Raw genomic sequence first — 23,384 nt, 5'->3', positions numbered from 1 at the left:
AAAAAGGTTTGATTTTGTCCGAATAATCCACTCAGTCTACAGTAGACACCGAAAAGAGGCAGAAATGCATTTATATGCTAGTCAGTAAGAGAAGATGCTTTGATACTAATGCAAAAATCACAAGTATTGTGGTCTTATGTATAGTCAGTGCTGTCATACTAATACCCAATATGACAGAGGTGACAAAAATCTTTCATAGCTTTATTGTTCATAATTTTAGTGATACAGAAAGCCCGAACGCCAGAACTCAAGAAACGAATACGTTTGCTCTAGATATCTATAGTCCACCAAACTATGGCGCACCGGACAGTCAACATGGTAGCGGAACGCGTTAATATGGGTTAAATTTTAACCTTGTAGAAAAAAAAGAGTAGATAAAATTTAGATGATGTTTAGTGAGATTTCCACCAACTATGATTCTGCACAATTGTGTGAACTTGCCAATTTGGATTTGGTTGGGGATAATCTAGGCGGTAGTGTCCACCCCTGCTTTCAGTTCTAAAAGCAGCACTTTTAAGAATTAGGTAAGCTACATCTAACAAATTGCGCGTTTCTGCCCAAAGTCGCAATTGCTGATCAATATTGGGGAGATTGAAACGGGCTGATTCTGTGGGACGTAAACTTTGCAAGAATTGACTCAAAGGTAAGTTAGTGAAATCTTGTTGCCAAGATTCAATTGTAGCGATCGCACTTTCTAAACCAGATTCTTCTCGACAAATGCCAGCACTTTCCCAGACTAGACGGGGTAATTTTTCTCTGATTGCTTCTATTTGTGCTTGTTGAGTTTGCCACTCGCTGGCAGAAAAGATGCAAGATAAAGGATTTAATATAGATTCCGAGACTTGAAGTTTACTGTTGCTTAATTCATTTTCAATATCAGCCATTTGCGCCCCAAAGACGATACATTCCAATAGAGAATTACTAGCGAGGCGATTGGCTCCATGCACTCCAGTACTAGCAGTTTCGCCTACAGCATACAAACCAGGAATATTGGTACGATTCATCAAATCTGTCAAAATACCACCCATCCAGTAATGAGCAGCAGGGGCAACCGGAACAGGTTCATTAAAGACATCAATACCCGAATGCTGACAAACTTGAATAATATTGGGAAAGCGATGGCGAATTTTCTCAGGGGGAATGGAGCGCATATCTAACCAAACATGGGCAGTGGCTAGATCAACGGCTGTATTTTGCAAATGGCTGAAAATAGCTCTACTCACCACATCTCGCGGTGCAAGTTCTCCGGCTGGATGGTAGTCAAAAGCAAAACGTCGCCCTTCATCATCTATCAGATGCGCTCCTTCACCGCGAACAGCTTCGCTGATTAAAAAGCGTCCTGGTTTAGTAAGCGCAGTGGGATGAAATTGGACAAATTCTAAATCTCTCAGGATAGCACCAGACCGCCAAGCGATCGCTACACCATCCCCTGTACTAACGGCTGGGTTAGTGGTTTGGGCAAACACTTGACCACCCCCACCTGTGGCTAAGACTACAGCACCAGCCCTGACCCATGTAACTTGCCCTTGATAAAACAGACTAATTCCCTGACAGCGACCTGTTTCTGCTTCTATCCATAAGCTCAGAGCTAAGGCTTGTTGGATAATTTGGATATTGTGGCGGTGTAGTACTTGGGCTGCAAGAGTAGTAGTTACTTCTCTACCTGTAGTATCTGCGGCATGAAGAACACGAGGACGAGAATGGGCTGCTTCTAGGGTGAAAGCTAAGGAACTACCGTGACGGTCAAAGGCTACACCCAAGTTAACTAATGATTCAATACAGCTAGGAGCATTTTCAGCTAAAAATTCTACAGCTTCGACATCACATAAACCCGCCCCTGCTTTTAATGTGTCTTCAATGTGCAGTTTGGGAGAATCTTCTGGGGATACGGCTGCGGCAATGCCACCTTGGGCCCAATCACTGGCTGATAAAGTCACTGTTTCTTTAGTAATCAAGCCGACTCGTAAGGATTCTGGTAGACACAATGCTGTGTATAGTCCAGCAGCACCTGCACCGACTACTAAAACATCAAATTGGCTAGGAATATCTATTTGAGACATTAGGTAATGGGTAGTGGGTAGTGGGTAGTGGGTAGTGGGTAATGGGTAGTGAGTAGTGAATAATGGTAATGGAAAAAAGTATCTAAATAATTTTTCCCAGTCTCCAGTCGCCAGTCCCCAGTTCCCAGTCCCCAATTCCCAGTCCCCAGTCCCATTTAGTTATCTATAAATACCGTTGTTAATGCGATCGTCTCCTTCATTGAAGTTAGGCTCGTATTCGGTGACGGTAAAGTTGTCAAAATTGGCTTGCAGTCTGGATTTTTGACTCTCGCTCAATCCGGGTAGATTCAATACATCCTCTACTTTTTGGTAGGGAGCATTGCTGATAATTTTCTTGGCTAGAGTGGGATATAACCCTGGATATTGTTGGAAAGCGGCAATGTTGGTATTATTCAAATCAATTTTTTTACCAAATTCCGTTCCTAGCTTGGCATCTGCCCGATTTTGACGTGAAATTGCCAAAACTGGGACTTGAAACAAAGTAACGTTGCTAAAACTTGCCGCTTGGGCGATTTGAGTAGTTCCCAATAATCCCCAACTGCCTAGCAACAGACTAAACACTGTTAATAAACGTACTAATCCTTTCACAATTTTCTACCTCTTTCCATCAAACATAAATCAACGCTTTTAGCTAGAAGCCGTCAACTGTGGGCTAAAGTGCAGAGGTATGGAGTACAAATTCAACCCCGCTAGTGACTCTGGAGGCTGATCGGGTACTTATTTGTTCTGACCTCATCCTTTGGTTGATAGCTGATAGCTAAATCAACACACAGCAGTCATCAGAAACTAATATACAGCTTAGTGAAGTACCCATCGCTGATTCGGAATACTAACCTGCGGATATAGTGGGTAACTTCTGTTCAAATTTAGTTAATATCTACAAATTTACGGCTCTGGGGTGTGAATTTTACAAATTTATCTGCAATTTTTATGTTGTTCCTTGCTCAAGTCTGTTTGATAGATTTAGGCAAAAACCGCTGCTAATAAAAACAGACTATCTACTAAGATTGTACTCAAAACTGCTCCACTAAAGGCGTACCAGTGCCATTGTGTTTTACCCAAAGAGAAAATTCCGACTGTTAATAACGCTAGGGCGAGAATGATTGCCCAGGTTTCTCCCCAAGGGGTTAGGACTTGCGCTAAAGCATTTTTTAAGATTTGTGAAGCCCCATCGGCATCTGTTCTCATAATTTGTCGCCAATAGGGCATTAAATCCACTAAATAAAAATACACGTCGGTTAAAACTGTGCCGAATAGAGAACCTAAATAAAACCAGTTCCCGACTTTGCCCCAATTTCGCCATAAACACCAGATCGCAAAGGGTAGTCCAATAGATTCTATGGGTAAGTGCCATAGAGGTTCCCACCGTAACCAGCCCCAGTAAATTGCTCCTGTTAACCAACTCCAGCTAAATCCTAGGAGTAAATCCCCCCAAATGTAGGTTTGTGGACGTGACATTAATGTCAAACTCAGCCAAACCCAAAATCCTGTCATTACTAGACTAACGCTGGGGAGCGATCGCACTAACGGCGCTTCTATAAATACTGGTACTGTTACCAAAAACATCGCTGCTGCAAACACTAGCCAGGTTTGCCTCCTAGAGATGACAGCAGGAAAAGAAGCCGATAACGATAGAGTAGACTCTAACTCCTTGATTCCCCCGTATCCGGTATCAGTGGTGTGCAAATCAGTATTAGTAGTGGTGTAAGAGGACAATGTATTATTAATCAAAATTTTTAATATTTGTTACTAAACTTTACTTATCATAAAGTATCATACTCTAAAATCCCCCCAGGGGGCATCTTGATTATACTTTAAATTTGTTCATCTCTAAGGATGTTGCCCGGAATAAATGACGAGAAGCAGGTAAAGTTGGATAATTTTCTCAAGTTATTTATTCATTTTGGGAGCGTGGTAAATGGCGATAATCTTAGCAACAGGCAGTATCGACTTGCTATTGCCTGTATGGGGGCAGATTTTGCAGGTAGGAGTACCTAGCGAAGCGACAACTAATGGAGTCAACCTTGTTCAAGGACTAATGCAAGCATTTATTCTCGGTATTGTGCAAGGTATTACCGAGTTTTTACCGATTAGTAGCACCGCACATCTGTTAATTGTCACTAAGGTATTTGCTTGGAAAGAACTAGGTTCTAAAGATTTCGTCGATGCTATTCAATTTGGTAGTGTTCTAGCAATTTTATGGTATTTTTGGACGCTAATTTCTAGTATTCTTAAAGGTGCAATCAAAACACTCAAGGATAAAGACTGGGAACGAGAAGAATGGAAAATTACTGTAGGTATTGCAGTCGGAACAATACCTGCATTAACTATTGGCTTTCTTTTAAAAGACGTTTTACCTGATAGTGCATTAATTATTGCTATAATGTCAATCGTCATGGCAATTTTACTAGGTTTAGCCGAAAAAATTGGCACTCGCAAGCGAGGATTTGATTCATTACAAATTAGAGATGGTATTTTAGTAGGATTAGGACAAACTCTAGCTTTAATTCCCGGCGTTTCTCGTTCTGGTTCTACATTGACAACTGCCTTATTTTTAGGCTTAGAGCGAGAAACAGCAGCTAAATTCTCCTTTTTGTTAGGGTTTCCCACTCTGACTATTGCCACCCTTTATAAAAGTCTGAAAATATTTAAGCTATTTCAAGCCCAAGAGTTGCCAAATAACATTGTTTTACTGTTAATTGTCGGAATTATTTCAACCTTTATCTTTTCCTACCTATCAATTGCATTTCTAATCCGGTATTTACAAACCAAAAACACAATGGTTTTCGTATGGTACAGATTAGCCTTCGGTATTTCTATCTTATTAGCGATCGCATTTGGCTGGCAAGGATAGGAGACAGGAGGCAGGGAGCAAGTTTAGTACAAAGCGATGAGTAGCGAGTAATGAGTAGAAACGAGAGTCAACCACTCGGTACTCGGTACTCACCAATCACCCATTACCAATCACCCATTACCACTTTTCCATGACTACCATTCATCCTGCCAAAATTACCAAGGTGCTTCCCGAATCAATAGCGGCTGAAATTGGCTTTGAAGCGGGTGATGCGATTGTTGCTATTAATGGGACACAACCCCGTGACTTAATTGATTATCAGTTTTTGTGTGCTGATGAAGTTTTAGAACTAGAAGTTTTAGATACTGCTGGCAAAACCCATCATATTGAAATTGAAAAAGATTATGATGATGACTTAGGATTAGAATTTGAAACCGCTTTATTTGATGGTTTAATTCAGTGTAATAACCGTTGTCCCTTTTGCTTTATTGATCAACAACCACCAGGGAAACGTTCTAGTTTGTACTTCAAAGACGATGATTATCGGCTGAGTTTTTTGTATGGTTCTTATCTAACTCTGACCAATTTATCAGAAAAAGAATGGCAGCGTATCGAACAAATGCGTTTATCCCCTTTATATGTTTCTGTTCATGCCACAGAACCAGAAATTAGAACTAGGCTGTTAAAAAATAATCGTGCAGGGCAGATTTTAAAACAACTCAAATGGTTTCAAGAAAGACGATTACAAATTCATGCTCAAGTAGTGGTTTGTCCGGGGATCAATGATGGTGAACATCTAGAGCAAACATTGAGAGATTTAACATCTTTTCATACCGGAGAAATACCTGCGGTAGCATCAATAGCAATTGTTCCCGTCGGTTTAACCAGATTTCGTCCCCAAGAAGATGAACTTGTACCCGTGACGCGAGAAAAAGCGCAGGAAGTAATTTCTCAAGTTAAATCACTCTCTCACAAATTTCGGGAACAATTTGGTTCTAGTGTGGCTTGGTTAGCAGATGAATGGTTTTTGATTGCTGGTGAAGAATTGCCCAGTGAAGCTGAATATGAGGAATATCCTCAAATTGATAATGGTGTTGGTTCTATTCGGTTGTTTATCAAGCAATTTACCCAAGCTGCTCACGAATTACTACCATTAAAAGTATCCCCCCAAAAAAAATTAACTTGGGTTGTTGGTAACGCTGTGGAACAGGCATTTAAACCTATCGTCAAACAATTAAATGCTGTGGAAGGCTTAGAAATAAATATGCAGGCATTATGCAGCGATTACTGGGGGCAGAGTATCAGTGTTACGGGATTATTAACCGGACATGATTTACTTTTGAACTTAAAAGGGCAAGATTTAGGTGAGGGTATTTTGCTGCCTAGCGTTATGCTCAAACATGGTGAATTAATATTTTTAGATGATGCCAGTATCGAAGATGTAGCACGTCAACTAAATACCCAAATATTCCCAGTAGCGGGAGTTGAGGATTTAATCAATACTTGTATTTCCTAAAAACTAAGAGACTTCCAATTTAAAAAATATCGAATTTGTAGGGTGCGTTAGGCTTCCGTAACGCACCAATAATCACAGAAACGGTGTGTTAGAAAGCGGTAACATACCCTACGAACTGAATTAATGTGTGAGGAATATCTGGTGCATAATCATATAAAAATTAAAATTGCGAGCTTGTTTATTGTAAATATTAATTTTTTGGTTTTTAATTTATTGGCAATATTGCCAACAAAAGCGGCAACAGAAGTAAATGTATTGGGCGTAATTAAAAGCCAAGAGAATAGCAATCAATGGAAAGGAATCACTACCCGCTTACAGGCTGTAGGTGCAAAATATTGTGTAATTCCTCTAGATAGTGTGAAAAATGTGGCTGATTTAGGTAAGCAACAGGTATTGTTATTGCCAAATGTAGAGGTTTTAACGCCAGTACAAGCGATCGCACTAGAAGAATGGATGAGTCGGGGAGGACGCTTAATTGCCAGTGGCCCTGTAGGTAGCTTATCAACCCCAGGAGTGCGTCAGTTATTGCGAACTTTGCTAGGGGGTTATTGGGCATTTAGCCTCAGTCAAGCTCAAGAGTTGCAACCAGCAAAAACAAATTCCCCAGAATGGGCAAACCGAAAAGAACTCTTTGGTAAAGTTGTCGGTGCTGTGATGATTTCTGATCATCCTAGTACTCAGGTTGCTGCTGTTTGGAACTCCCAAGATCAGCAATCAGCAGTACTGACAACCGAGCGTTCCACTTTGTTAGGTTGGCGCTTGGGAATAGATACTGCTGCAACAGCCGATTTAGATACCGCTTGGTTAAAAGCTGCACTCAGTCGTTATTTAAAATGGCCAAATACAAAAATTGTGGGAGAGGCTGCCAATTGTTCTCCTGCTTCGGAAAATGTGCCAACTACTACACAAAGCCCTACACTCAGCAACATCAATCCAACTCAGACTAGAACTAAGCCTAGACGAGTTATTTCTGATAAAAAGCCCAATTTTCCCAAGACTAGAACCCAACTGAGGCGGGTCATTTCTCAAAAAAAGCCTAATTTGCCCAAAACTAGAATCCAGCCTAGACAGGTGACTTCTCGGAACCCTAACACCCAACCAAAACCTGTTTCTCAAAATTTACAGGAGGCAATTGATCAACTCGAAACAGCAGTTCGTTTGGATGTTTTACCCAATTCTAATCAGCCTATTGATAGTAAAGATGCAGTAGCACTTCAAAAAGAATTAGAGAATCTGATTGGTCGAGTGGAAAGCGCCCATTTAGCAGCTTCAGTTCATGGTTATAGTAACGTCAGTAAACTCCAAACCTTAAAATTAGACAGTGACAAATTAGCATCCACTGGATTAGAAACTACAGACCTCAGTTTAGAGCAAAACTTAGCCCAAGCTAGGGAAGTTGCCAAAAATATTCCTGTATTAATTGCCCAAAAAAAATATGCTTTGGCTCGTCAGGAATGGTTAAAGACCAAGACTAATTTATGGCAGCAGTTTCCTATTAATCAACGCATAGCTCAACCAGAAATTCGTGCAGTTTGGTTAGATAGAGGAACAATAGTTAAAGCTGAAAATGAAGCGGGATTAGTACAGATTTTTGATCGTTTGTCCCAAGCTGGAATTAACACCATATTTTTTGAAACTGTCAACGCCGGTTATACAATTTATCCCAGTCAGGTTGCACCAGAGCAAAACCCCTTAATTAAAGATTGGGACCCCTTAGCAGTGGCTGTGAAATTAGCCCATGCACGAAGAATGGAATTACACGCTTGGGTTTGGACTTTTGCTGCTGGTAATCGCCCTCACAATGAAATTATCAATGTCCGCCCTGATTATCCAGGCCCTGTGTTAGCTGCTAATCCTAATTGGGCAAACTATGATCAACGTGGACAAATGATCCCCAGTGGTCAAACCAAGCCTTTTTTAGACCCAGCTAATCCTGAAGTACGTCAATATTTATTAAAACTGTACGAAGAAATCTTGACTCGCTATCAGGTAGATGGTCTACATTTAGATTACATTCGTTATCCTTTTCAAGACCCTTTTGTAGGTCGAATTTATGGTTATGGTAAAGCAGCAAGAGAGCAATTTCAACAACAAACTGGTGTAGATCCTGTGAATGTTACTCCTACGCAGAGAGATTTGTGGCAAAAATGGACGACATTTCGCACTGAACAAGTTGATAGCTTTGTTGCTGAAGTATCACAGATGTTACGCCAAAAACGAGCAAATTTAATTTTATCTGTGGCTGTATTTCCGTTACCAGAATATGAAAGGGTGCAAAAGATTCAACAGCGTTGGGAAGTTTGGGCTAGACGAGGAGATATAGATTTAGTTGTGCCAATGACTTATGCTTTGGATACTCCTCGTTTTCAACGACTGGCGCAACCTTGGATTAGTTCTACTAAGTTAGGTTCTACTTTGTTGGTTCCGGGAATTCGTCTGCTCTCGTTGCCTACAGTGGGGGCTTTTGATCAACTGCAAATGTTGAGAGATTTACCTGTCAGTGGTTATGCTCTATTTGCAGCAGATAATTTTAATAACGAGTTAGACGAAATATTTAGTAATACCCAGGGTAATGTGCAAAATTACAAAAATGATCCGATTCCTCAACGTCAGCCATTTCGTACTGCGGCTTTACGCTACATGGCTCTTGAAAAAGAATGGCAATTTGTGCGAGAAAAGGGTCAATCACAAATGTCTGCAAATACAATTTCTACTTTTAAGAACCAGTCTCAAGAATTACAAAATATTTTAAATCAACTTGCAGTTTCACCTTCTCCTCGTAATTTAATTAGTGCCAGAGCATTACTCAATCGCTTCCAGTCTAAATTTAGAATTTGGATGATTGTGACAGCTAAGGAAAATCCTTATCAAGTTAAAGTCTGGGAAAATCGACTTTTAATAATAGAAAGGCTATTGCGTTACGGTGAGCGGAGGGTAATAAATAAATAGCATCGTCAGGAGTTCGGAGTTCGGAGTTCGGAGTTCGGAGTCAGGAGTCAGGAGTTAGGTGTTCGGAGTTCGGAGTCAGGAGTTCGGAGTCAGGAGTCAGGAGGAAGAAGGAAGAAGGAAGAAGGAAGAAGGAAGAAGAATATTTTTCTTTTCTGTTAAGGGTTTCTTGCTATATTAAACATTCTGTATCCTGAATTCTTATCATATAGCAATCCTAAATGATTTATGAACGCTTTCTTTTCCCTGTTCCCTATTCCCTACTACCCATACCAATCAGTGTTTAACTCAAATAGGATCGCTATAGATAAAATTAGGACTTGTGCAAAGACTCTTCCTTTCCTCTTTCTTTATTCTTTCTAACTCCTGAATTCTTACATAGCATCTGCAAGTTTTTAACAGGATGACGACTAAAATTTGAAATCTTCAATTAAATGCCGTCCATATTTAAACCTGAAGTTTTTAATAAAAGTATATTATTGAGTAGTGGGTTAATTTCTGAGCTTGATCCGGATTTTAAAAAACTATAGCTTTCACAGTAAATGCAGTTTATATTAATTAATTGGATAGTTAAAATCTTCTTGCTTGTAGATTATGTATCTAAGCAAGTGAAGCAAGACTATAGTATTTTTTGACCAAGAAGTTTACCGTATTTTTACTCATTATATTAATATTAATTTCGGGTCACAATTATTTAGTGCAAGCTGGGGAAATTAACTAGCTAGTCAAGAAAGCTTATAAAGCTCATAAAATTTGCGTTCTTGCCTTCTGGGACTAGATCTGACCTCAATATATCAGCTGTTTGAGATAATTATTTTTTGCTAGTGGCTATTTAAATCAAATATGCAAGTATCACCTAACTATTTCGTCCTCAAAAGCTTAGAGTCGGTAATTTACTGTTCGGCGTTGACGGCTACGCCAGAAACATATGTCTTGGATGCGATCGCAGCGATGCCTATAAGTCCTACGGATAGATTACATCAAAACGGTGCGATCGCACCAAAAGTTATCTCGCCAATAGCTCTACAATATCCATGTGTTTTGATTAAATCAGCTTCAGAGGTAGTGGGATGCTTGACACCGCAAGACATAGTGCAGCTTGTCGCTTCTGAGGCTGACTTAAAAAATGTCCAAATTGCTGAAGTGATGCAGACCTCAGTCATAAAACTGAATATGCATTCATTTAATACTTTAATAACAGTAATTTCATCATTATCCCAGTCTAAATTGCAGTTATTTGCAGTTGTAGATGAGCAAGATCGACTTATCAGTATCATCACCCCGGAAGGTATTTGTTTAGTTCTAGAAGCAGTAGGAGAAGAAATTAGTGATCTGCCTTTAACAGCAGCATTGTGCGATCGCATTCATGGAACGTATGCCTTGCACTCAGCGCACAGTAAGAATGGCCAGATAGTAGAAAATCAACTTTTGCAATCTCAGCAAATGTTGCAGTTAATTATAGATACTATTCCCCATAATATTTTCTGGAAAGACATAAATTCCGTCTTTTTGGGCTGTAATCGCAACTTTGCCAAAATGGTTGGTTTAGAAAATCCCCAAGATATTGTTGGCAAGACAGACTATGATTTAGTTGCCAATTGGGAGCAAGCAGACTTCTACCGTTCCTGTGATGCCCAAGTGATGAAGACTAATCAACCTCAGTATCAAACTATTACACCTCATCAGCAAGCAGATGGCGATCAGCTTTGGCTAGAGACAAACAAAGTCCCTCTGTACAATAAGGGAGGGAATGTAGTAGGTATTTTAGGCACATTAGAAAATATCACCGAGCGAAAACAGGCTTTAGATGCTTTAGAAAAAAGTGAAGAGCGCTTTCGCTTCTTAGCTGAATCCATCCCCCAGCAAGTATGGATTGCGCTTCCAGATGGCAGTCTCGAATACATCAACCAACGCACCCTAGATTACTTTTCCTGCACCTCAGAGCAAATTTTAAATTGGAAATGGCAGGAATGGGTACATCCCGATGATTTACCAAATAGTCTTGCAGCTTGGCATATATCTCTAGCCACAGGTGCAAATTATGAAGTAGAATTTCGTCTCCTCCAGCAATCATCAGGAACGTATCGGTGGCATTTGGGACGAGCCTTAGCATTGCGTAACCAACAAGGGCAAATTATCAATTGGTTCGGCACAAATACAGATATTCACGACCGCGTCACCGCAGAAGTTGCACTCCGGGACAGTGAACGGAGATATCACACGATCGCCAAAGTTTCTCCTGTGGGTTTATTCTGCACCGATGCAGTGGGACATTTTCACTACGCTAATGACCGTTGGTGCGAAATTGCTGGTAGAGTCCCAGATGAGATAGGTGGTATGACCTGGATAAGTACTATTCATCCAGAAGACCAAGAGCGGATTCAAGCAGAATGGCATCAAACTGTAACCCAAAACCTATCATTTTGTTCCGAATATCGGTTTCAACATCCGAATGGAGAAATCAGGTGGGTGGTTGGTCAGATAGTTGCCGAATGTTCAAAAACTGGAGAAGAAATTACTTACATCGGTACAGTTACTGATATTAGCGAAAAACAAGCTGTGTTGCGCGATCGCCAACGAGTAGAAGCAGCACTGGTAGAACGAGTGCGGTTAGCAGATTTTCGCTCGGAAGTAGATGCTATTCTGACTCAGACAGAAACTTTAGAAAATATGATGCGTGGTTGCACTGATGCTTTGGTTAAACATCTTCATGCTGCTTTTGCTCGCATCTGGATACTGAATACAGAAGAGCAAGTATTAGAATTACAAGCCAGTTCAGGGACATATACTGATATTGATGAAAATCACAGACTGGTGGCAGTTGGTCAATTTAAGATTGGTTTGATTGCCCAAGAAGGTAAACCCCACTTGACTAACTCTGTTCAGGATGATCCGCACATTAGTAATCAAGAGTGGGCAAAGCAAAAAGGAATAGTGGCCTTCGCAGGTTATCCCTTAATTGTGGAAGGAGAAACAATAGGTGTAATTGCTATGTTTTCCTTTCAGTCCCTCACAGAAACTACTTTTAGCTCAATGGGAATTGTTGCTGATGAAATCGCCCTTGGCATCAAGCGCAAACAAACTGAAGCTGCGCTGCGAGAAAGCGAAGAACGTTTCCGCAACTTAGTTGAAGCGACTACTGATTGGGTGTGGGAAGTTGATGAAAACTGCATTTATACTTATGTCAGTCCCAAAGTCCGCGATATTTTAGGTTATGAACCCCAAGAAGTATTAGGAAAAAGCCCCTTTGAATTGATGCCACCAGCAGAAGCAGAGCGTGTTATCAAGATTTTCTTGCCACTTTTTGCGGACAGACAATCATTTAAATGCGTGGAGAACATTCAATATCATCGAGATGGACACTTGGTAGTTATGGAAACCAACGGAGTTCCAATTTTTGATGTCGATGGCAACTTTGGTGGTTATCGTGGTATTGATCGAGATATCACTATTCGCAAGCAGGAAGCAGCAAAGTTATGGGAAATGCAACAGCAACTACAAGCGATTTTGGATAATTTCCCAGCGGTAATGTATCTACTCGATCCTGAAAATAAATATCTGCTAGTGAACCACCAATATGAAAAGCTATTTAATATTACTCAAGCGCAGATAGTCGGTAAAAGTGTGTATGATGTTTGGCCTCATGATGTTGCTCAAGCATTCGCGGTCAGCAATTCTCAAGTCATGGCTGGTGGTATTCCTCTAGAAATAGAAGAAGTTGCTCCCCACCCAGATGGTTTACACACTTACTTATCTGTGAAGTTTCCTTTAAAGGATGTTAATGATACTCCTTATGCTGTATGTAGTATTTCCACAGATATTACCAGCCGTAAACGCGATCAAGAAGAACTGCGTCAAAGCGAAGAATATTTTCGTTTATTAGTAGAAGGTGTTAAAGACTATGCAATTTATATGCTTGATCCTGAAGGCAGGGTGATGAGTTGGAATTCTGGTGCAGAATGTATTACTGGGTATCAGGCATCAGAAATAATTGGGCATGATTTCTCTTGCTTCTTCCGACCAGAAGATGTTTTAAGCAATATCCCAAAGCAACAATTAAAAATAGCAGCAATTAACGGTCGATGTGAATGTGAGAGTGTTTTTCTTCGCAAAGATGGCTCTCACTTTTGGGCAAATTGTATTTTAACGCCATTGCATGATGAAACAGGAAAGCAACGTGGTTTCTCTAAAGTTACCCGCGACATCACAGAACGCAAATTAGCAGAAAAGTCTTTATTAAGGTTACATAAGGCAATAGAAAGCACAAGTGATGCTATTAGTATTACAGATATTACTGGCAAGGCTATTTATGTCAATCCTGCTTTCGTGGAAGTATTTGATTATACTTTTTCTCAATTGAATAGTTGTGGTGGATTATCAGCTAATTTTACTAAAAAAGAAATATTTAACCAAGTATTTAAGACTGTCCAGAGAGGTGAGCCTTGGCGTGGTGAAATAACTATGCAAACTCGTGGTCATCAAAATGTCCAAATTGATTTACGTATAGATGCCATTAAAGATAGCACTAATAAAATAGTTTCATTTGTTAGTATTTATACAGATATAACTCAGCGGAAATTAATTGAGGAAGGTTTAAGACTGCGCGATCGCGCGATCGCTGCTAGTAGTAACGGTATTGTCATAGCTGATGTTACCAGCCCTGATAGTTCAATTATTTATGTTAATCCAGCTTTTGAACGGATGACTGGCTACTCAGCAGCAGAAGTCATGGGGCAGAATTTTCGTTTGCTTCAAGGTGTTGATATTCATCAACCAGGATTACAAGAACTTAGCACTGCCATGCAGGCAGGACAAGACTGTACCGTGATTTTACGTAACTACCGTCAAGATGGCAGCCTATTCTGGCAAGAGTTAAATATTTCTCCTGTTTATGACACTGATGGTTATTTAACTCACTACATTGGTATTCAAACTGATATTACCAATCGTAAGCAATTAGAGCAAGAATTGAGAGTAGCACTAGAGAAAGAAAAAGAACTCAACGAACTCAAATCTCGCTTTATCTCTATGACTTCTCACGAATTCCGTACCCCATTAAGCACTATTCTTTCTTCCTCAGAGTTGCTAGAACATTACCGCCATAAATGGACACAAGAAAAACAACTAACTCATCTGCATCGCATTCAAAGCGCAGTCCAGAGAATCACGGAAATGTTAAATGATATTTTGATGATCGGCAAGGCAGAAGCAGGAAAATTGGAATATAAGCCATTATTGTTTGATTTAGTCGAATACTGCCGTCACTTAGTAGAAGAATTACAGTTGAATCTGAAAAATCAACATTTGCTATCTTTTAGTAGTGAATATGAATCCATATCCTGTTATATGGATGATAAATTAGTAGGGCATATTCTCAGTAATTTACTCTCCAATGCCCTCAAATATTCTCCAGATGGTACTCTGGTTAAGTTTACCCTCAGTTGTGAAAATAAACAGGCAGTATTTGAAATACAAGATCAGGGAATTGGTATTCCGGAAGAAGATCTACCTCGATTATTTGAATCTTTTCATCGGGCTAAAAATGTCGGTAATATTTTAGGGACTGGTTTAGGATTAGCTATTGTCAAAAAATGTGTAGATATTCACCAAGGTTCAATTCATGTCATCAGTCAGGTAGGCTGGGGTACAAAGTTTACTGTTAAACTACCAATGAAAAATATAATATGAGGTAAATTATGCATAAAATTTTAATCATTGAAGATGAAGAATCAGTTCGAGAAAATATTTTAGATTTACTAACAGCAGAAGATTTTGAAGCAATCACTGCTGCTAATGGCAGAACTGGCTTAAATTTGGCGATATCGGAAATACCAGATTTGATTTTGTGCGACATGATGATGCCAGAACTTAATGGCTATGAGGTATTAACAGCATTAAAAAAAGAACCAATAACTGCAACAATTCCCTTTATTTTTTTGACTGCTAAAGCTGCTAAATCTGATTTCCGCCAAGGGATGGATATGGGAGCAGATGATTATCTAACTAAACCATTTACTCGTTCTGAATTATTGAGTGCCGTCCTCAATAAATTGGAAAAATATGCAAATTTAAGAAAATATTTATCATATCAAACTGCGATTAATAAACTTACTCCTAGAATGCAGCTATTGGATAAAAAATTACATCGAGCGATTATAGATAATCATTTTGAGGAATTTGAGATTTATTATCAACCAATCATAGATATCTATAGTGGCAAAATAATTGGAGCAGAAAGTTTACTGCGTTGGCAAAGTCCTGAACTAGGAGTAATATCACCAACTGAGTTTATTCCTATAGCAGAATCTAATGGTTTGATTATGACCATTGGTAAATGGGTATTAAAAAAAGTTTGTCAACAAATTAAAATCTGGCGTGATGCCGGGATTAATTCTTTGACTATCTCTGTCAATCTGTCAGCTATTGAATTTAATCAACTAGATTTAATTGTCCAAATTATAGACTTGATTAAGTCGAATGATTTGGAAATGCCAGGGCTAGAAATTGAATTGACAGAAAGCATGATTATGCAAGATGTTAATAGTGCGATCGCTACTATGAATCAATTACGTTCGTTGGGTATCAAAATTGCAGTAGATGATTTTGGTACTGGCTATTCTTCATTAAGTTATTTAAAATATTTTCCCATTAATACACTTAAGATTGATCGTTGTTTTATTCAAAATATCACCCAAGATTATCAAAAATCGGCAATTACAAAAGCCTTGATTCAAATGGGTCATAGTTTAAATCTTAAAATAGTTGCTGAAGGAGTAGAAACAGAATCAGAATTATCATTTTTGCGGCAACAAAAATGCGATGCTATTCAAGGATTTTTATTTAGTTGTGCATTACCAGTCCTAGAATTTGAGCAATTTGTTTTATCTAATAAATCCTTCTTTAGCTAAGAAGTATTTATGTATAATATGATTGTGTACACAAATGAATGATTTTTACCTCTTGTTAATTATTGATTTACGATATTTAAGGTAGGAAAATTAGTTATGAATCAGCATGAGAATGAGCTTCAGTCTAATCTAGATAACTCTTCTTCCCATTCCGGTGAACGTTACTGGGGTAATGTGGAAGTTTTAGAAGAGGGTGAAAATTATAGAATTAGTCGCGTGGAAATTAAGCCTAGACACGGCATTAAAGCACAAATTCATTATCATCGACATGAACATTGGGTGGTAGTGTCTGGTGTGGCTAAGGTAACTTGTGGTGATGAGGAAATATTGCTCAATTGTAATCAGTCAACCTATGTACCCGCAGCAACTCTGCATAAGGTTGAAAATCCAGGATCTATTACTCTAGTGATTCTAGAAATTCAAAATGGTGAGTATTTGGGTGAAGATGATATAGAACGTCCTTTGGAATTTAAGTCTGGACAATGAAAAATCTCCAACTTCCTGATTCTTGGCAACCAGTTCTAGCTGAAGAATTGGCAAAACCATACTTTGCTAAACTCCAAGATTTTTTGATCAAGGAACAGCTATCTCATACTATTTATCCACCTGAGAAAGATGTTTTTTCTGCTTTTGAATTGACACCTTATGAACAAGTGAATGTGTTGTTGTTGGGACAAGATCCCTATCACAATGAAAACCAAGCACATGGATTATGCTTTTCTGTCAAACCAGGGATTAAACCACCACCATCACTGGTAAATATTTTCAGAGAACTCAGAGCCGATGCAGGTTGTGATATTCCCAAGCATGGCTATTTGGTGCAGTGGGCTAAACAGGGTATGTTGATGCTGAATGCGGTTTTGACTGTAAGAGCGCACACACCAAATTCTCATAAAAATCAAGGTTGGGAAACTTTTACGGATGCAGTTATTAATAGGGTTAATGAAAAAAGTGATCCGGTGGTGTTTGTGCTGTGGGGTGGATATGCACAAAAGAAGCTGAAATTGATTGATACAACTCGACATCCGGTTATACAATCTGCCCATCCTTCACCTCTTTCTGCACGAAATGGCTTTTTTGGTAGTAAACCTTTTTCCGCTATTAATTCAGCCTTAACTGCTTGTGGTAAGCCGGAAATTGACTGGCAATTGCCAGAGTTGTGAGGGTGTTATAGTCAAAAGAAACTGATTTGAGGGGGACGACAAGCAAGTTGAAAGCAAGATAGGTAAAGCGTTTGAGGTGAAACAGTATTCTTGTTATTTTTGTCCCCAATCCTGACTACGATGACTCTCTATATGAGAGTAGATGATACAGGCTTGACATAGATAATAAGTGTATATACACTTAATGAAGATGGAAAAGAAAATGCTTCAAGCCAACTTAGCTCAACTCAACCAAGTTAGTGTTTTGTGTACTTGCTTCAACTTGCGTAAAGCTTCACGAGTGGTGACACAATTCTTTGATCAAGAATTGAAGCCTAGTGGTTTATTGGCGACGCAGTTTACGATTTTAGTGGGGATTTCGCTTTTGAATTCTGGAACCATAAATGGATTGGCTCAGAGCTTGGCAATGGATCGTACTACGTTGACACGCAACCTGAAGCCTCTGGAACGAGAGGGATTGATCCAAATTGAACCGGGGCAAGATCAGCGAACACGAGTAGTCAGCTTGACGGATGCAGGACAGGCAAGTTTAGCCAAAGCCTTACCCCTATGGGAGCAAGCGCAAGCTTGCATCGTGCAAAAACTGGGTCAGGAGCGTTGGTCTACTTTGCTTTCGCATTTAAACGTAACAACAACTCTAGTCAGCCAATTTTAATTTTTTTGTCAAAAAGGTGTATATACACGTATTTGCTCTAGAGACTACTTTTTTGCTGTGGACATGATGTTTTAAAGGATAATTGTATGTCTAAATTTGATGAACACCCAACAGTCAAACACTGGCGTAAACAGGAAGCATCTGAAGTAAAAATTATACCATCCACTCAGATTGATGCCCAATGGCTGCGCCACCTCTGTATAGAAGCTGGGGCTGATGATGTTGGTTTTGTTGAGATTGACCGACCTGAGATTGCTGATCAACGTCAAGACATTCTGACCACCTTTCCACCAACCAAAACTTTAATCAGTTTTGTGTGCCGTATGAATCGAGAAAACGTCCGGAGTCCAGCTAGGTCAGTTGCTAATCTCGAATTTCATAGTACTGGCGATGAGGTTAATCATATTGCACGTCAAATTGTGGCGGAGCTTGAACGGCATGGGATTCGGGGCTGTAATCCAGCAATGGGGTTTCCGATGGAAATGAATAAATTCCCTGGAAAGGTCTGGAGTGTGTCCCACAAACCAGTAGCCGTGGCAGCAGGTTTAGGACAAATGGGAATTCATCGCCTTGTTATCCACCCCAAATTCGGCAACTTCATTTTACTAGGAACGATTTTGATTGATGTCAACGTGACAACATATCACCAACCCATTGACTATAACCCTTGCTTAGAGTGTAAACTCTGTGTTTCTGCCTGCCCCGTTGGTGCAATTAGTGCTGATGGACATTTTAACTTTTCTGCTTGCTATACCCACAACTATCGGGAGTTTATGGGAGGTTTCACGGATTGGGTAGAAACTATTGTTGAAAGTAAAGATAGGCATGAATATCACCAACACGTCAGTGCTGCCGAATCTGCTTCTGTGTGGCAGAGCTTATCTTATGGAGCCAATTACAAAGCGGCATATTGTATGGCGGTTTGTCCTGCGGGTGAGGATGTGATTGCTCCCTTTTTGACACGGCGCAAAGAATTTATTCAAGAAGTCGTTAAACCTTTGCAGACGAAAGAAGAAACTATTTATGTAATACCAAACTCAGATGCTGAAGCCTATGTTGCCCGTAGATTTCCTCATAAGCAGGTTAAACAGGTCAGGAATAGTCTAATACCAACATCAATTCGCGGATTCTTGGGCGGTATGCCTTCAACATTTCAACGCGAACACTCCAAAGGACTAGATGCGATTTACCATTTTACGTTTATAGGTGCAGAGTCATGCAAAGCAACGGTTGTCATCCGTCATCAGACTCTTGAAATTCAAGATGGACATTTAGGAACCGCAAATTTAGCAATCACTGCTGACAGCAAAATCTGGTTAAAGTTTTTAGCAAAAAAACAAAATATTGTTTGGGCAATTTTGCGACGGCAGATCCGCTTTCAAGGTCAGATGCGGTTATTACTCGCTTTTGGTAAGTGCTTTCCTTGAGGGGGCGACAAAGAAGCTAAAGAGGTTGCTGGACAAGCATCACAGCCCTCATATCATGTCCGGTTGAATACTTATCATTAAGGCGGCAGGGAGCGGGGGGAAAGAAAATTTTCGGATTTCTGCACACACAAGTTATATCGCAAGTGATTATGCGGACATGAGATCATACCCTGTTGATAAAATGGCATCTTATTGGGAACTAAAGCCATCATCTCCAAGACCAATTCTCGACACTCATTCATAGAAACTATCTAACTAGAACCATACAAACCTATCCAAAAAGCACTATGTCTTCTTCTAGTTCTTTGATTTTCATAAGAACGACAAACATAAGATTGTTGTTTAGATAAACCAAAGGATTGAGGTGAAAAATAGAAAAACGAGATGCAAGGATTTTCAAAAGAGGAGTGGCAAAATTGAGGATTGTGGGGGTGAAATAGGGAAAAATGAGTTACCAACACATAGGCCAAACTCTTGCCTCTTGCCTCTTGCCTTTTGCCTGTCTCGACGAGAAGACTTTCTCAGCAAGCCCTAACTATTAAAACCAGCCTTCTTGTTCTAGGGTTTCAATTAATTGCAACCCACGAGGGTCTCCTACTCCCAGGAGTGATGCTTTGGCATCTTCTCTTACTCCTAAGTCTTTGTCTTCAGCAAAGGCTTGAATTAAGGCATCTATGGCTGTGGCATAAACTACGTTGGAAGGTAGTTCTTTACAAAGTTGACCAATAGACCAAGCGGAGTTGCTGCGAACTGCGGCTATGGGGTCTTGAACTAGAGATTCAATTAATGGGGGTATTGCTCCCACTACGGCTTCATAACCTACTCCTGCCATCTGGGCAAGTCCGCTGGCTGCCCAAAGACGGACTGCGGAGATGTCGGTTCTTAAAGATTCTGCTAGGGGTGCTAAGGAACGGCGATCGCGACAGTTGCCTAAAGCCCAAACTATGCCTTTTCTTACATAGCCATTCCAATCTCGATGGAGTTGAGTAATTAATGGCTCGACTGCATCTTGACTGGGATTTCGTCCCAGGGCGTAGGCTGCACTAACTCGAACTAAGGGACAGTTATCGGTTAAGAGGTTAATGAGATGGGGAATTGCTTTTTCATATTCGATATCACAGAAAGCCCGCGCCGCTAACATTCTTTGTTGGGACTGAGGATTTGTTAGGAGTGCCAGCATTAATTCAGGATCGGGTTTTGCCACTTCTGATTCAGCAGTAAGTGGTTCTATGCGGTCTAGGGGGCTTTCTAGCTCCACTTCGGCATCAAGCAGGCTTAGGTCATCTTCATCGTACATAATTATTCCGGTTTAATCGCCGCGAGGGATCAATTCATTACCCCCTATACCAACAAGAAAAACCCTGATAGATATTAGTTAAATAATTGTACAGGCTAATGGAGTGGTTTTACCATCCATAGGGATTGTGTTTGATAACCTTGGTGATGATAAAGCTGTAATGCGGGTGTGTTGGATTGAAAGACTTGCAGAGCGATTTGGCGATCGCCTTTTTGTTTTGCCCAATTTTCTACATGATTCATCAAGGCTGTACCAATTCCTCGACGGCGATGTTCTGGGGCAACGTAGAGGAGAAAAATGTGAGTATGGCGATCGCCCTTTATTTGATCTATAGCATTGCCTACCCATAGACAAGCTATGGGAGATGGTGATTGATGATTGGTAATTGGTAACAGGTAATTGGTGATAGGTGGTTCTTCCCTTGCACCCTGCTTCTCTGCTTCTTCATCTACCCACCATAAAGGGGTTTCAGTAGAGAAATATTGCTCAACTGTTAGAGCTAGATGTGAAAAATCTTGATGAGAGAACATTTCCTGGTAAGTTTGTTGCATGAACTTGACCAGAATTGCCCTATCTACAGTTGAGCCTCGACGAATGTGGTAGCCGGGTAGTAAGAGAGTCAAAATTTGGGAAATGGGGAGGATGAGGGAGATGGTAAGGTTAATAACCCAATTTACGTTAGCGCAGCGGGGCGTAGCCCATTACGAATTACCATACCAATTGGTGCAGGTGCTGCCATATCGGAAGGTAGAAAAATGCGAGCGCTGACTGCGACTAAGGCGAAGGTAAATATCAGCACAGCAATTAAAGGGGCAATGTATTGACGAAAAATAGCCATCATAAGTATGGGTTTTAGTTAGCTAGAGATTTTCTAAAAAATTTAGTTGAGAAAAACACTCTGTACTCTGTACTCGGTACTCAGTACTTAATACTTACCGCTGTTCACGATCCAAATCATCTAGTACCCTCTCACAATACCAATTTTCAGGCATACCAGGATAATTTTGCTTGGCTTGCTCAATTAATCTCTCCGCAGCGGCAACATCGCCAGATAAGCGGGCTATGAGTCGGTTTTTTAGGTAGTTACCAGTGACTTCTTCGTCTACTTGTTTGGGTATGCCGTTTTTGAAGGGCTGTGAAGGTTCTCGCCGTAACTGCCAAAATAAAACGTAATAGAGTGTACCAAAGATTAAAATCAAGCTGATTGTGCCTAGGAGAGTGAGGAGGTTAAACCCCAGAAATCCTAAAACTAACTGGGAAAGTACGTAACCCAGTAGTAACCCTGTGACGATGAGGACGAATGTACCGACAAGAATAACTACTTGGTTCCCCATATATCCTCTTCTTCTGGCTCAATTCCTGGTCTGGTGACTGCCTCTGGCTTTGGATTCCAGGGGGCGAAAAATGGTAACAGGATTAATCCCGGTACAGCAGCAATGATACTAATGACGAAAAATAAAGGCCAACCTGTATTTTTTGCTAAGGAACCTGCTGGCGCAACTAGAATATCACGACTTACGGCCATAAAACTAGAAAGTAAAGCATACTGAGTGGCTGAATAACGCTGATTACACATATTCATTAAGAAGGCGACAAAGGCTGCTGTTCCTAATCCTGCACAAAAATTCTCGATGTTAATTGTTAGTAGGAGAACTTGGTAGTTTTTACCAACTTGTGCAAGTACAAGATAAGCTAAGTTGCTGACTGCTTGCAATGCTCCAAATACCCAAAGTGAGCGATTCAGACCAATTTTACTCAAAAATGCTCCACCTGCCAGTGTGCCAACAATGGTGGCTATCAATCCCATGCCGCCTTGAATTGCTCCTATGTCGGTTTGGGTAAAGCCTGTTTGTAGTAGAAAAGGCGTGGACATATTGTTGACAAAGGAGTCGCCGAGTTTATAGAGGACGATAAACAGCAGGGTTAGTAAGGCTTGGAGGATACCCTGGCGCTGGATAAATTCCCCAAAGGGTAAGATGACGGCTGCAGTTAAGGATTCTGGGGGACTGACTTCTTTGGGTTCTGGTGCAAATAAGGTGGCAATGATCCCTATTCCCATGCCTGCTGACAACAGTAAATATACTGATGACCAGGGGATGTTATCGGCAAGGATCAGGGCTAAAGAGCCTGTGAGTAAGAGGGCGATGCGATAACCTAAGACGAATACTGCTGCACCTGCACCCATTTCTAGTTGTTCGAGAACGTCGGTGCGGTAAGCGTCAGCGGCGATGTCTTGGGTTGCACTTAAAAATGCGATCGCTACGGCGTTGATGGCTAACAGTTGGAGGGCTTGTTTGGGCTGTTGCAATGCCATGCAAGCGATCGCTATTAATAACCCAATTTGAATTGTAATTAACCAACCCCGTCGTCTGCCTAAAAACGGCAACGTAAACCAGTCTAACAGAGGCGACCAGAGAAATTTTAATGAATATGGCACACCTACCAGGCTAAATAAGCCGATGGCGGTTAAATCTACGTTTTCAACGGTCATCCAAGCTTGTAGAGTCTTGCTGGTTAAAAACAAGGGCAAACCAGATGAAAACCCTAGTAATATCAGAGCAGCCATTTTCCGGCTACCGAAAACTTGCAGTAGCGATTGAACTGGATTCATTAGTTTA

General features: G+C 40.4%; 18 protein-coding genes. 10 read left to right on the top strand and 8 right to left on the bottom strand.

The window, feature by feature from the left end:
- Positions 1 to 170: 170 nt before the first annotated feature.
- Entirely contained in the window at positions 171 to 335 is a 165-nt protein-coding gene (locus AC012T_RS23925; protein ID WP_487061398.1) for a hypothetical protein, read from the top strand.
- A 57-nt stretch (positions 336 to 392) separates the two neighbouring features.
- Here AC012T_RS23925 and nadB read toward each other — a convergent pair whose 3' ends face one another.
- The 3 genes from nadB to AC012T_RS23910 form a co-directional block, all read right to left on the bottom strand.
- Entirely contained in the window at positions 393 to 2,060 is a 1,668-nt protein-coding gene (gene nadB / locus AC012T_RS23920) for an L-aspartate oxidase (RefSeq protein WP_487061396.1), read from the bottom strand.
- 159 nt (positions 2,061 to 2,219) lie between these two features.
- Positions 2,220 to 2,648, bottom strand: a complete 429-nt coding sequence (psbU, locus tag AC012T_RS23915) for a photosystem II complex extrinsic protein PsbU (protein ID WP_042466168.1) — start codon at positions 2,646 to 2,648, stop codon at positions 2,220 to 2,222.
- Positions 2,649 to 3,023: 375 nt separating this feature from the next.
- Complete coding sequence (locus tag AC012T_RS23910; protein ID WP_487061394.1) at positions 3,024 to 3,791, bottom strand: DUF3120 domain-containing protein; 768 nt, start codon at positions 3,789 to 3,791, stop codon at positions 3,024 to 3,026.
- A gap of 187 nt (positions 3,792 to 3,978) precedes the next feature.
- On the opposite strand from AC012T_RS23910, the gene AC012T_RS23905 reads away from it, so the two are divergent.
- The 9 genes from AC012T_RS23905 to AC012T_RS23865 all read left to right on the top strand — a co-directional run bounded on the left by AC012T_RS23905 (position 3,979) and on the right by AC012T_RS23865 (position 19,469).
- Positions 3,979 to 4,914 (top strand): undecaprenyl-diphosphate phosphatase, encoded by a 936-nt coding sequence (locus AC012T_RS23905; RefSeq protein WP_487061392.1) that lies wholly within the window; start codon positions 3,979 to 3,981, stop codon positions 4,912 to 4,914.
- A gap of 130 nt (positions 4,915 to 5,044) precedes the next feature.
- A complete protein-coding gene (locus tag AC012T_RS23900) occupies positions 5,045 to 6,370 on the top strand; it encodes a TIGR03279 family radical SAM protein (RefSeq protein ID WP_487061390.1) in 1,326 nt (441 codons plus the stop codon).
- A 123-nt stretch (positions 6,371 to 6,493) separates the two neighbouring features.
- Entirely contained in the window at positions 6,494 to 9,319 is a 2,826-nt protein-coding gene (locus tag AC012T_RS23895; RefSeq protein WP_487061388.1) for a glycoside hydrolase family 10-like protein, read from the top strand.
- A gap of 840 nt (positions 9,320 to 10,159) precedes the next feature.
- Positions 10,160 to 15,004 carry a PAS domain S-box protein gene (locus AC012T_RS23890; protein ID WP_487061386.1) on the top strand — a complete coding sequence of 1,615 codons (4,845 nt, stop codon included), beginning with the start codon at positions 10,160 to 10,162 and terminating at the stop codon, positions 15,002 to 15,004.
- A gap of 8 nt (positions 15,005 to 15,012) precedes the next feature.
- Entirely contained in the window at positions 15,013 to 16,224 is a 1,212-nt protein-coding gene (locus AC012T_RS23885; RefSeq protein ID WP_487061385.1) for an EAL domain-containing response regulator, read from the top strand.
- Positions 16,225 to 16,320: 96 nt separating this feature from the next.
- Entirely contained in the window at positions 16,321 to 16,710 is a 390-nt protein-coding gene (locus AC012T_RS23880; RefSeq protein WP_487061383.1) for a phosphomannose isomerase type II C-terminal cupin domain, read from the top strand.
- Positions 16,707 to 17,387 (top strand): uracil-DNA glycosylase, encoded by a 681-nt coding sequence (gene ung, locus AC012T_RS23875; RefSeq protein ID WP_487061381.1) that lies wholly within the window; start codon positions 16,707 to 16,709, stop codon positions 17,385 to 17,387. The genes AC012T_RS23880 and ung overlap by 4 nt, the downstream gene beginning before the upstream one ends.
- A gap of 202 nt (positions 17,388 to 17,589) precedes the next feature.
- Positions 17,590 to 18,042, top strand: a complete 453-nt coding sequence (locus AC012T_RS23870; RefSeq protein WP_487061379.1) for a MarR family winged helix-turn-helix transcriptional regulator — start codon at positions 17,590 to 17,592, stop codon at positions 18,040 to 18,042.
- 86 nt (positions 18,043 to 18,128) lie between these two features.
- Positions 18,129 to 19,469 carry a 4Fe-4S binding protein gene (locus AC012T_RS23865; RefSeq protein ID WP_487061377.1) on the top strand — a complete coding sequence of 447 codons (1,341 nt, stop codon included), beginning with the start codon at positions 18,129 to 18,131 and terminating at the stop codon, positions 19,467 to 19,469.
- A gap of 538 nt (positions 19,470 to 20,007) precedes the next feature.
- On the opposite strand, the gene AC012T_RS23860 is transcribed toward AC012T_RS23865, so the two are convergent.
- The 5 genes from AC012T_RS23860 to AC012T_RS23840 form a co-directional block, all read right to left on the bottom strand.
- Positions 20,008 to 20,766 (bottom strand): HEAT repeat domain-containing protein, encoded by a 759-nt coding sequence (locus tag AC012T_RS23860; RefSeq protein ID WP_487061375.1) that lies wholly within the window; start codon positions 20,764 to 20,766, stop codon positions 20,008 to 20,010.
- 95 nt (positions 20,767 to 20,861) lie between these two features.
- Positions 20,862 to 21,389, bottom strand: a complete 528-nt coding sequence (locus AC012T_RS23855) for a GNAT family N-acetyltransferase (RefSeq protein WP_487061373.1) — start codon at positions 21,387 to 21,389, stop codon at positions 20,862 to 20,864.
- A gap of 50 nt (positions 21,390 to 21,439) precedes the next feature.
- Positions 21,440 to 21,607, bottom strand: coding sequence for a hypothetical protein (locus AC012T_RS23850; RefSeq protein WP_487066782.1), 168 nt, complete (start codon positions 21,605 to 21,607; stop codon positions 21,440 to 21,442).
- Positions 21,608 to 21,698: 91 nt separating this feature from the next.
- A complete protein-coding gene (locus tag AC012T_RS23845) occupies positions 21,699 to 22,100 on the bottom strand; it encodes a hypothetical protein (RefSeq protein ID WP_015216822.1) in 402 nt (133 codons plus the stop codon).
- Positions 22,085 to 23,377: an AmpG family muropeptide MFS transporter gene (locus AC012T_RS23840; protein WP_487061371.1), complete on the bottom strand. Its 1,293-nt coding sequence runs from the start codon at positions 23,375 to 23,377 to the stop codon at positions 22,085 to 22,087. The genes AC012T_RS23845 and AC012T_RS23840 overlap by 16 nt, the downstream gene beginning before the upstream one ends.
- Positions 23,378 to 23,384 lie beyond the last annotated feature (7 nt).

This window comes from Anabaena sp. EIM26, from assembly GCF_057568715.1.
The sequence above is the reverse complement of the archived record's forward strand: the minus strand, read 5'-3'. Positions and strand labels throughout refer to the sequence as shown.

Bases quoted from the DNA above. Each gene is read 5' to 3' on its own strand.
- AC012T_RS23900 (WP_487061390.1), top strand. From the start codon at position 5,045: ATGACTACCATTCATCCTGCCAAAATTACCAAGGTGCTTCCCGAATCA.
- nadB (WP_487061396.1), bottom strand. From the start codon at position 2,060: ATGTCTCAAATAGATATTCCTAGCCAATTTGATGTTTTAGTAGTCGGT.
- AC012T_RS23885 (WP_487061385.1), top strand. From the start codon at position 15,013: ATGCATAAAATTTTAATCATTGAAGATGAAGAATCAGTTCGAGAAAAT.
- AC012T_RS23850 (WP_487066782.1), bottom strand. From the start codon at position 21,607: ATGATGGCTATTTTTCGTCAATACATTGCCCCTTTAATTGCTGTGCTG.
- AC012T_RS23895 (WP_487061388.1), top strand. From the start codon at position 6,494: ATGTGTGAGGAATATCTGGTGCATAATCATATAAAAATTAAAATTGCG.
- AC012T_RS23845 (WP_015216822.1), bottom strand. From the start codon at position 22,100: ATGGGGAACCAAGTAGTTATTCTTGTCGGTACATTCGTCCTCATCGTC.
- ung (WP_487061381.1), top strand. From the start codon at position 16,707: ATGAAAAATCTCCAACTTCCTGATTCTTGGCAACCAGTTCTAGCTGAA.
- AC012T_RS23890 (WP_487061386.1), top strand. From the start codon at position 10,160: ATGCAAGTATCACCTAACTATTTCGTCCTCAAAAGCTTAGAGTCGGTA.
- AC012T_RS23865 (WP_487061377.1), top strand. From the start codon at position 18,129: ATGTCTAAATTTGATGAACACCCAACAGTCAAACACTGGCGTAAACAG.
- AC012T_RS23840 (WP_487061371.1), bottom strand. From the start codon at position 23,377: ATGAATCCAGTTCAATCGCTACTGCAAGTTTTCGGTAGCCGGAAAATG.
- AC012T_RS23905 (WP_487061392.1), top strand. From the start codon at position 3,979: ATGGCGATAATCTTAGCAACAGGCAGTATCGACTTGCTATTGCCTGTA.
- AC012T_RS23860 (WP_487061375.1), bottom strand. From the start codon at position 20,766: ATGTACGATGAAGATGACCTAAGCCTGCTTGATGCCGAAGTGGAGCTA.
- AC012T_RS23880 (WP_487061383.1), top strand. From the start codon at position 16,321: ATGAATCAGCATGAGAATGAGCTTCAGTCTAATCTAGATAACTCTTCT.
- AC012T_RS23870 (WP_487061379.1), top strand. From the start codon at position 17,590: ATGCTTCAAGCCAACTTAGCTCAACTCAACCAAGTTAGTGTTTTGTGT.
- AC012T_RS23925 (WP_487061398.1), top strand. From the start codon at position 171: ATGACAGAGGTGACAAAAATCTTTCATAGCTTTATTGTTCATAATTTT.